The following is a 6,287-nucleotide window of genomic DNA, read 5'->3' as shown; positions in this document are numbered from 1 at the left end:
GGACGGGGGAGAGACGGCATCGGCGGCAAGAATTCGCACGCCTACCTGACCGCCGCAAGAGCCGGATGATGGGCTCCCAATTGCTCATTGACCCCCAAAATGCGACCTCCTATAGACACCGAACAGGTCGGGCAGCACCGAGGCGTCCAAGGCGATCCGCGATGAACTTCCTACCGGGCCCGGCGCAGACCACTGCGATTTGCCTCAGTGTCGCGCTTCCGCTGCTGTTGCTGTGCTATGCACGTATCGCTGCCATTGGCGGGGCCGGCCGCCGTTTTCGGCTGGGCTGTCTCAGCGTTATCGCACTTTTCGTGATCACCTGTATCGCGATTCCCGGTCCACGGAATCTCGACGATTTGGTCAGCGGCCTCTTCCTCCTGGCGACGGCGATGATRCTTTGCTACGTCCTGTTCAGCCTGCTGGCCTGGGGCTTTACTCTGACGCTGCTCACGGCGCTCGTCCAGGCCGGACGTCCCCTCACCTCGGAGCAATGGGCTGCCGCCTACATGCAAGGGGGAGATCTCGGCACCTTCGCGCACAATCGATTGAAGCTCCTGATCGGTTCGGGAATGGTGACGACGGCCGATGACAAATTGGCCCCGACGGCCAAGGGGCTCGCTGTGGCGCATCTCGTCAAACTCGTTCGTTTCTCAACGGGTCTTGGATAGCGGCCACGATGTCATTCGCTATCGGTCTCATCGCTGCCGTCGTATTTACCCTGCTGGCGCCCGCCATGCAGTTCATCGCCCGTGTTCAGGGCTGGTCGCTTGCACCGGTGATCCTGCTCGCGATCGCCGCGGTCGTTTCGCATCTTCTTGGCGTGCTGCTCGGCGTGTTGACCCTCCCGCAATTCCGCTACTGGGACGCCGCATCGATCTTCGGCTTTGGCGTCATGGGTTACGTTTTCGCGTTCGGAGCAGTCTACAAATCGGTCTCACTGGACATCCTGCTTGGTCTGGTCGACCGGCCCGGCCGGAAGGCTCCGCTGGCGGACGTCGTGGAACGGCAGGTTCCAGCTCTGTTCCAGGGGCGGACCAAGATCTTGATCGACGGCGGCCTGGTCGAGCAGGCCGACTCGCGCTTTGCCGCGACGGAGGCAGGGCAGATCATGGCAAAACGGATCGGGCGGCTGCGCCATGCCTTCGGCATCGGCGACACCGGACTTTACGATTTCCCCGACTAGTTGCCCGAATGCAACGCCGCGGCGTTGACCTGACCTGTGGGACCGATATTGTTGGCCGCACCCTGGTCACCCAGGGTTGTGGATGGGGTTCCAACAGTATCCAACAGTAAGAGTGGCCGGCAACGGCGGTATGCGATGACACCTTCCAGGGCGGCAAAAAGGCTTACGATCGTCATCCCTGCGCTGAATGAGCAGGACAAGATCGCCGATACCATTGACGGCGTGCTGCCGCTCGCGCGCGAATTGCTGGACGATTTCGAGATCTTCCTGATCGACGATGGCAGCACCGATGCCACCGGCGCGATCATGGACGGGTTCGCGGCCAGGGAGCCGCGGATCATCGTGCATCACAACGCCGAACGGCGGGGCGTCGGCGCAGGCTTCGAATACGCCCTGGCGCGTGCGAAATTCGATTCCATCACCCTCATCCCAGGCGATCACGCCTTTCAGAACGACGGCATCGCCAGGATGTTCAAGGCGGCGGGCGCCGCCGACATCGTCATCACCTATCGCGACAACCAGTCGGACCGCTCCGTCAACCGCTCGATCCAGTCGCATTCGCTGCGCTTCATCCTGAACTGCCTGTTCGGCTTCTGGCTGTCCGACTACCACAGCATGATCGTCTACCCCGTGAAATGGCTGCGCCAGATCGCGGTCAAGGCCGACGGCTATGGCTATCAGATCTGTGCGCTGATCTCGCTGCTCCAGCTCGGCCTCACCCACATCCAGGTCCCCGTGAGCCTGAACGCGGAGCTGAAGGGGYCATCGCGTGCGCTGCGGCTGCGTACCTATTTCGAGCTCGTCGGGACCATCGTCTCGCTGCTCCGCCGCGTTCCGATTCGGGATGTCGATCTCGATCAGGTTCCCGCCAACGCCGGGCCGACCCCCGCACGCTGATCCCCGGCCGAGGGCCCCGATCGCGGGCAACGAGCGCGTGCGCCTGCCGGGGCGATCTTGTCCCCATCCTGCCGATATCTAGTCTAAATGGTTGATTTCGCTGGCAGGAGTGGCAGGGCTCGAACCTGCGACCCCCGGTTTTGGAGACCGGTGCTCTACCAATTGAGCTACACTCCTACGGACCCTGCGTCGCCTTAGGATCACGGCCGCTTTCAAGCACATGGGACGGCCGGATTGCAAGGGAGAAGCGCGCTGCCTTCGCTTGTTTGTGCCGCGCCTTCTGGGCCACAGTTCGCTCCCGATAATAATCTGCCCCCGGGAGTGACCATGACCGCGACAGCCGCCCTTAGCCCCGCCACCGCGCCGAAAACACCGCCTTTGCCTGAAGCCAAGCCCGAGACGCTGGGCCTGTCGCGGCCGCGCCTCCAGGCGATGTCGGACGCCTTCAAGCGCGAGATCGACAAGGGCACCGTCCCCGGAATCACCGTGCTGGTGGCCCGCCGCGGCCAGGTCGGCTGGTTCGAGGCGCTGGGGCGCCAGAGCCCGGCCGCATCGGCGCCGATGGCGCTTGATTCGATCTTCCGGATCTTCTCGATGACCAAGCCGATCGTCTCGGTCGCCGTCATGGCGCTGGTCGAGGACGGCCACCTCCTGCTCGGCGATCCCGTTGCCAAATTCATCCCGGAATTCGCCGACCAGAAGGTCGGCGTGGTCAGCGGCGGCAGGCTGGACCTGGTTCCAGCGAGGCGCCCGATGACGGTGCAGGACCTGCTCCGCCACACCTCCGGCCTGACCTACGAGCACCAGGGCGACGGCCCGGTGCACAAGATCTACCAGGACTCGCGGGTGCGCAGCCGCAAGATCACCAATGCCGAGCACGCGGCGCTGGTGGCGAGCTTCCCGCTGGTCTGCCACCCCGGCGACGAGTTCAACTACAGCCGCTCCACCGACATCCTCGGCCGCATCATCGAGGTCGTCAGCGGCAAACCGCTCGGCGCGTTCTTGACCGAGCGCGTCCTAGCCCCGCTCCAGATGGCCGAGACCGGCTTTGCCACCTCGGAGGCCAATGCCAACAGGCTCGCCGAGCCGTTCGCGGCCGATCCCTGGACCGGCGACAAGGTCGCGCTGTTCAACATGCTGGAACAGCCGGTGATGGAATCCGGCGGCGGCGGCCTCGTCTCCACCACGATGGACTATGCCCGCTTCGCGATGATGCTGCGCAATGGCGGCACGCTCGACGGCAACAGGATCATCGGCCGCAAGACGCTGGAGCTGATGGCCTCCGACCACCTCGGGCCCGAGGTGAAGACCAACGGCACCCTGCTCTCGCCCGGCCACGGCTTCGGCCTCGGCTTCGCCGTGCGCCGCGAGGCCGGCATCGCGCCCTTCCCCGGCAGCGTCGGCCAGTATTTCTGGAGCGGCATTGCGGGGACGTTCTTCTGGATCGACCCAAAGGAGGATCTGTTGGCGGTGTTCATGAGCCAGGGCCCGGGCCAGCGCGATTACACGCGCACGCTGGTGCGGGACCTGGTGTACGCGGYGGTGGATTGAGGGGCGGCGCTTACACGCAACGCTGCGTCTCCACTCTCACCGTCATGCCCCGCGATGACACCRATGAAGGGGCGACGCAATCGCCCCTTCCCGCGCAAGCGCCTCAGCTGATCGTCGCGCCGCCGTCGATCACCATGGTCTGGCCGGTCATGAAGTCGCCGGCCTTCGAGCCCAGGAACACGGCCGCGCCGGCGATCTCGTCGGGGATGCCGATGCGGAGCAGCGGCGAACGCGAGGTCGAGGCCTTCAGGTTCTCCGGATTGTCCCACAGCGCCTTGGCGAAATCGGTCTTGATCAGGCCGGGCGCGATGCAGTTCACGCGGATGTTGTGCTTGCCGTATTCGCAGGCGAGGTTGCGCGCGAGCTGCATGTCGGCGGCCTTCGAGATCGCGTAGGCGCCGAGGATGGTCGAGCCTTTGAGGCCGCCGATCGAGGAGACGATGATGATCGATCCGTCCTTGCGCTCGATCATCTGCGGCACCACCATCGAGATCAACCAGTTGTTGGCGACGATGTTGTTGTCGAGGATCTTTCTGAACTGATCGTCGGAAATGCCGGCGAGCGGACCGTAATACGGGTTCGATGCGGCGTTGCACACCAGCACGTCGATCTTGCCGAAGGCGCGGTTGCTCTCGTCGATCAGGTTTTGCAGATTTTCCTTCGAGGAGATGTTGGCGGCGATCGCGACCGCGGTGCCCTTGCCGAACTTGTCGTTGATCCCCTTCGCGACCTGGTCGCAAACATCGGCCTTGCGCGAGGAAATCACGACCTTGGCGCCGTGCTCGGCCATGCGCTCGGCGATCGCAAGCCCGATGCCGCGCGTCGAGCCGGTGATGACGGCGACTTTCCCCTTCATGTCGAACAAGGTCATGTTTCTCTCCCAGATTGATCTTCGTATTCAGTGTCGTTACGCGGCGATGCGAAGCATCGAACTATGGTGCGCAGGTGCGCACCTGAGGTCTGGTCCTTCGGACCATCCCGGGATGACAACTCACTCAGGCGAGCTTCTTGACTTCAGGTCCCGCAAGCTGGTGCATCTCGGCGTGCGCATCATCCGCGATCCATGGCTGCTGATTGACCATCGGCAGCCGCCAGACCTTGCGCTCCGGACTCGCAAAATAGTCGAGCCGCGTCACCGAGCAATTGTCGATGTCGAACGACAGGCCCCGCTCCGGCTGGCCATCGAGCGCGAGCCCCAGCGCGGCCTTGATGGTGCCGCCATGCGCGACCGCGATGATGTCCTGCCCCGCCGCCTCAGTGTTGATCCGCTCGATGGTGCGGCGCGTGCGGTTGTAGAGATCCATGAAGCTTTCGCCGCCGGGCGCGGGCTCGTTGATGTCGGCGAACCAGCTCGTGCCGACGGGACGGCTGGCGATGAACTGGGCGCGGTTCATGCCCTGCCAGCGGCCGAGATTCTGCTCGGCAAGGTCCGCTTCCCACTTCATCGATGCAGGCCTTGGAAAGCCGGCCGCCCAGATCGCTTCGGCCGTTTGATGCGTCCGCATCAGATTGCTCGAATACCAGACCGCCTTGCGTGGCAGCACCTTGGCAACAGCATTGAACACATAGGTGTCGCTGGTGTCGCAGGCGATATCGCTCTGTCCGTAGATGTTGCCGCCGTCATTGCGCACAGGCGCGTGACGGACCCACCACCACCGTGTCGTGACCACATTCGGCTTGTCTGCGCCTGCCATCGAAACCCTTCCATCCCGTGTAATGTCGCTGTACGTCAGGTGTGAACGTGTCTCAAGACACTTTACCGTTTGAAATCTTGTTTGAAATTCCGTCGCGCGGCAAGCGTCGTGCACGAGCCAAAGGGAGAAACGCATGGGCCGCCTGCAAGACAAATCCGTCATCATCACAGGCGCAGGCAGCGGCATCGGCCGTGCCGCTGCGCTGCTGTTCACCAGGGAGGGCGCCAGGCTGATCGCGGTCGATCGCACCGAGGCGGTGAAGGAGACCGTCGAGGAGGTGAAGAAGGCCGGCGGTGTCGCGGAAGCGATGGTCGCGGATGCGGGTTCCGAGAAGGATGTGATTGCGGTCATCGACAAGGCGGTGAAGACGCACGGCCGGCTCGACGTGATCTGGGCCAATGCCGGCGTCTCCGGCGGGCTCGTCCCGCTCGGCGAGCAAACCGTCGAGCACTGGCAGGAGGTGCTGCGCGTCAATCTGATCGGACCGTTCCTCGCGGTGAAGCACGCGATGCCGCACATGGTGAAGCAGCAGTCCGGCGCGATCGTGCTGACCGCGTCCGTCGCGGGCCTCAAGGCCGGCGCCAGCGGCCATCCCTATGCGGCGAGCAAGGCCGGCGTGATTTCCCTGGTGCAGACCACCGCCTATTCGCTCACCGGCACCGGCGTGCGTATCAACGCGGTCTGCCCGGGCCTGATCGAAACCGGCATGACGAAACCGATCTTCGACCGCGCCAAGGAGCGCGGCACCCAAGACAAGATCGGCCAGCTCAATCCGCTGAAGCGCCCCGGCCAGCCGCACGAGCTCGCGGCGATGGGACTGTTCCTGGCCAGCGACGAAGCCTCGTATGTCAACGGTCAGGCGTTCCCGGTGGACGGCGGCCTGACGGCGTCGATGCCGTATACGGGCAAGCCGGTTTAACACACAGTGTCGTCCCGGCCCCCCGTGCGCAATTGCGCACTAG

General features: G+C 64.1%; 7 protein-coding genes and 1 tRNA gene. 5 read left to right on the top strand and 3 right to left on the bottom strand.

Translation table 11 applies throughout. The features are described 5' to 3' along the window. Positions 1–161: 161 nt before the first annotated feature. The 3 genes from AC1D00_RS21775 to AC1D00_RS21765 all read left to right on the top strand — a co-directional run bounded on the left by AC1D00_RS21775 (position 162) and on the right by AC1D00_RS21765 (position 2,080). Positions 162–668 (top strand): hypothetical protein, encoded by a 507-nt coding sequence (locus AC1D00_RS21775; RefSeq protein ID WP_477012080.1) that lies wholly within the window; start codon positions 162–164, stop codon positions 666–668. An 8-nt stretch (positions 669–676) separates the two neighbouring features. After that, entirely contained in the window at positions 677–1,183 is a 507-nt protein-coding gene (locus tag AC1D00_RS21770) for a hypothetical protein (RefSeq protein WP_477012079.1), read from the top strand. 135 nt (positions 1,184–1,318) lie between these two features. Then, positions 1,319–2,080: a glycosyltransferase family 2 protein gene (locus AC1D00_RS21765; protein ID WP_477012078.1), complete on the top strand. Its 762-nt coding sequence runs from the start codon at positions 1,319–1,321 to the stop codon at positions 2,078–2,080. 101 nt (positions 2,081–2,181) lie between these two features. Here the strand turns inward: AC1D00_RS21765 and AC1D00_RS21760 are convergent. Beyond that, positions 2,182–2,257, bottom strand: a tRNA-Trp gene (locus AC1D00_RS21760). A 150-nt stretch (positions 2,258–2,407) separates the two neighbouring features. Between AC1D00_RS21760 and AC1D00_RS21755 the strand changes: the two genes are divergently transcribed. Beyond that, positions 2,408–3,631 carry a serine hydrolase domain-containing protein gene (locus AC1D00_RS21755; RefSeq protein WP_477012077.1) on the top strand — a complete coding sequence of 408 codons (1,224 nt, stop codon included), beginning with the start codon at positions 2,408–2,410 and terminating at the stop codon, positions 3,629–3,631. Positions 3,632–3,734: 103 nt separating this feature from the next. On the opposite strand, the gene AC1D00_RS21750 is transcribed toward AC1D00_RS21755, so the two are convergent. After that, the gene (locus tag AC1D00_RS21750) at positions 3,735–4,502 is read right to left on the bottom strand and encodes an SDR family NAD(P)-dependent oxidoreductase (RefSeq protein WP_014494484.1); all 768 of its coding nucleotides are present in this window, start codon (positions 4,500–4,502) and stop codon (positions 3,735–3,737) included. 124 nt (positions 4,503–4,626) lie between these two features. Continuing rightward, positions 4,627–5,325: a histidine phosphatase family protein gene (locus tag AC1D00_RS21745; protein WP_167771409.1), complete on the bottom strand. Its 699-nt coding sequence runs from the start codon at positions 5,323–5,325 to the stop codon at positions 4,627–4,629. A gap of 133 nt (positions 5,326–5,458) precedes the next feature. On the opposite strand from AC1D00_RS21745, the gene AC1D00_RS21740 reads away from it, so the two are divergent. Further along, complete coding sequence (locus AC1D00_RS21740) at positions 5,459–6,244, top strand: SDR family NAD(P)-dependent oxidoreductase (RefSeq protein ID WP_027549159.1); 786 nt, start codon at positions 5,459–5,461, stop codon at positions 6,242–6,244. Positions 6,245–6,287 lie beyond the last annotated feature (43 nt).

It is taken from the genome of Bradyrhizobium sp. P2_E8 (genome assembly GCF_056403875.1).
This window is presented reverse-complemented; position numbering and strand designations above follow the sequence as displayed.